Annotated in this window: 5 protein-coding genes and 2 pseudogenes; 4 read left to right on the top strand and 3 right to left on the bottom strand. The window is 48.1% G+C overall.

Annotated elements, in window-relative coordinates; translation table 11 throughout:
- Positions 1-472, top strand: a pseudogene (locus tag BTM36_RS30100) (hypothetical protein); the annotation flags it as partial.
- Positions 355-732: pseudogene (locus tag BTM36_RS30105) on the top strand (dihydrodipicolinate synthase family protein); the annotation flags it as partial. The pseudogenes BTM36_RS30100 and BTM36_RS30105, both read left to right, overlap by 118 nt.
- Positions 733-1103: 371 nt before the next feature.
- On the opposite strand, the gene BTM36_RS30110 reads toward BTM36_RS30105, so the two are convergent.
- Genes BTM36_RS30110 through BTM36_RS30120 form a run of 3 tightly spaced genes read right to left on the bottom strand, consistent with a single transcriptional unit; the run spans position 1104 to position 2163 of the window.
- Positions 1104-1490, bottom strand: coding sequence for a DUF4317 family protein (locus tag BTM36_RS30110; RefSeq protein WP_217349649.1), 387 nt, complete (start codon positions 1488-1490; stop codon positions 1104-1106).
- Complete coding sequence (locus BTM36_RS30115) at positions 1484-1762, bottom strand: hypothetical protein (RefSeq protein WP_217349650.1); 279 nt, start codon at positions 1760-1762, stop codon at positions 1484-1486. Before BTM36_RS30115 ends, BTM36_RS30110 begins: the two co-directional genes overlap by 7 nt.
- 50 nt (positions 1763-1812) lie before the next feature.
- Positions 1813-2163: a hypothetical protein gene (locus tag BTM36_RS30120; RefSeq protein WP_217349651.1), complete on the bottom strand. Its 351-nt coding sequence runs from the start codon at positions 2161-2163 to the stop codon at positions 1813-1815.
- Positions 2164-2192: 29 nt separating this feature from the next.
- Here BTM36_RS30120 and BTM36_RS30125 point away from each other — a divergent pair, with 29 nt between their 5' ends.
- Both BTM36_RS30125 and BTM36_RS30130 read left to right on the top strand, forming a co-directional pair.
- Complete coding sequence (locus tag BTM36_RS30125; RefSeq protein ID WP_217349652.1) at positions 2193-2408, top strand: hypothetical protein; 216 nt, start codon at positions 2193-2195, stop codon at positions 2406-2408.
- On the top strand, positions 2405-2588 hold a 184-nt coding region (locus BTM36_RS30130; protein WP_174616929.1), incomplete at its 3' end, for a peptide deformylase. The genes BTM36_RS30125 and BTM36_RS30130, both read left to right, overlap by 4 nt.

Raw genomic sequence — 2588 nt, forward strand, 5'->3', positions numbered from 1 at the left:
TGGAACCGATAACATCCCTTCCTTACAAAGTCTCGACCGCAATCAACGTGTCATCTATGCTGGTACCTTTTCCAAAACTATTCTGCCAAGTTTTCGGATAAGTTATCTTGTCTTGCCTATAAAACTATTAAGAGAATATAAACGTCATTATTCTAGTTGGATACAAGGAAGCAATTCATTAAATTTATTCACGCTCCATTATTGTATAGAAACAGGGGAGTATGCAAAGCACATCAAACGAATGAACCATCATTATGAAAATAAAAGAAAACAACTTATTCAAAAGCTTAGGTTTCGATTCAAACAAGACATTACCATCCAAGATATTCCAGCAGGTCTCCATTTTCTTGCCGAATTCAAAACGAACAAAACCTATGCAGAAGTGACTGGTATCTGGAGAAAGGCGTCGACGCGCTGTTTGCCGTTTGCCAGTCCAGCGAAATGCAGTTCCTTTCCTTGCAAGAGCGTGTAGAGCTCGCCCGCTTTGTGGTGCAGCACGTTGATGGACGTATTCCGGTGATCGCCTCCGGCCATATCAGCGATGATATCGCCGCGCAAAAAGAAGAGTTGCTGGCGATGGCGCAGACCAACATTGATGCGCTGGTACTGGTCACTATCCATCTTGATCCGCGCAACGAGGGGAGCGAGGCCTTTTTTGCCACCCTGAATACGCTGCTCGACGCCCTGCCAAAAGAACTGCCGCTGGGGCTTTATGAATGCCCGGCGCCGTACTTCGTTTTGTGTTTCATTCCATGCATTATGAGTTGTTGGAATATATAAAAGAAAAAGCAAAACTCCCCAATTTCAAATATACTGTAGTGAAAGACGGTGTTATGAAAGAAGTTCCATATTTTTAATTGGTGAGAAAGTAAAAGACGCTTGGGACGTTTTAAATGCCCAAGCGTCATGCTTTTTGTAAGAATTATAATATAAAATTATTTTATAAATCATATCATAAGGAAGGCCATTCGGTAGTGAATAAAATTTACTTTATCCCACCTTGAGCTTCTGGGGTAACAAAGAAAGCGGGTGTGAGATCAACTGCCCGTAAAGGCCTAATAAAAAAGACAAAAAGGTGTTCTATTATATCTTCGTTTTTCGTATTAATAGATCGTTTCTTCGGCATTTAATACCTCTTCTATGAAATGATAATTCAATTCATATGCTTTTCCAGCAGAATAAAGGACATGATTTACATCCGCTGCATTATCTGTAAAGCATGGGAATAGAAATCCCGATACTGGTTGTTTCAGATTGATAATTGGATCCACGACAAAATTATATTTAAACTCCTTTTCAACGTAGTCGAAAAGTAATTCTTTTTTCGGATCCTGTGTTTTATTCATGCTGCATAAAATAAAAGGATGGGAATAAACCGTATCTCTTTCACTTTCTTCCGATTCTTCACTACGACGCTTCATCGGTTTCATATATTCCCCGCGAATGAAAGTAACAACAATATCCATTTCATATTGTTTATCTTTTAACATTTTTTCTTCACCCTTGGAAATAAATCTTTATTATCATAATTATACTTTTCAGCTAAATATCCTGCTAAATAGGGTGTTTTAAAGTCCTTTAAACTTCCATAATCATACGGTTCTAACTTATCCATTAAGTCGTCATTCATTTTCTCTGATGCATCAACTGGTACCTTATTAAAAGTTAAATCAATCTTACGCCTAACATCATAGTACTTTGTTTCGGTATAAATATAGTCACCTCGTGTATAGGTGCTTACCTTTGTTGCCTTTGCTTTCACATCGGCAATACTATGTAAATCATAAAGCCAAAATGGGACATAGATTCCTGTTATGCCTTTAATTCGCGGCGCAGTTCCTCGGCGGTGCGGGTGGAGCCGATGACCATGGCGCGCACCTGGGTGCGATGGCACTCGGGGCAGCGGTAGCCGTCCTCCCGGCGACCGCACACGGTGCAGTGCAGCGGCCCGTCGCCGCCGGCCAGTAGCAGGGGGCCGGCGCAGTGCGGGCAGCGGCAGCGGGTGCCGCAGAAGGTGCAGGCCACGGCCGGGACGTAGCCGGAGCGCGGCACCTGCACCAGCACCGGGCCCTGCTCGAGGCCGGTGCGGATCACCCGCAGCGCCTCCCGCGGCAGCCGGGAGCGGCCCGAGGGGCCCTCGCGCTCGCGCAGGTACTCGTCCAAGATCGGAAGAGCACACGTCTCCAGTCACATTGAGGAATCTCGACCGGTACCTCTCGATCGCCGAGGAGGTCCAGCTGGACCTCGAGGGCCTCAGCCAGGACGAGGTGAAGCGGGTGGTCACCGTCTTCGGTCGGGCCGTCGCCGCGGCCTGCACCGTGGAGCGCACCATCGTCCCTGGCGTCGAGGTCACCCACACGATCCTGGGCCAGGACCAGGAGCACGCGGGCGGGGAGGACGCTCGATGAGCATCCGCCCCATCCGCATCGTCGGAGACCCCGTTCTGCGCACCCCCTGCGATCCGATCGGTGAGATCACCGACGGTGTGCGCGGGCTGGTCCAGGACCTCATCGACACGGTGGACGACGAGGGGCGCGCCGGTGTCGCCGCCAATCAGATCGGCGTGAGCCTGCGCGCGTTCTCCTGGA

It is taken from the genome of Herbaspirillum sp. VT-16-41 (assembly GCF_001994935.1).
Lineage (GTDB): Bacteria > Pseudomonadota > Gammaproteobacteria > Burkholderiales > Burkholderiaceae_D > Herbaspirillum > Herbaspirillum frisingense.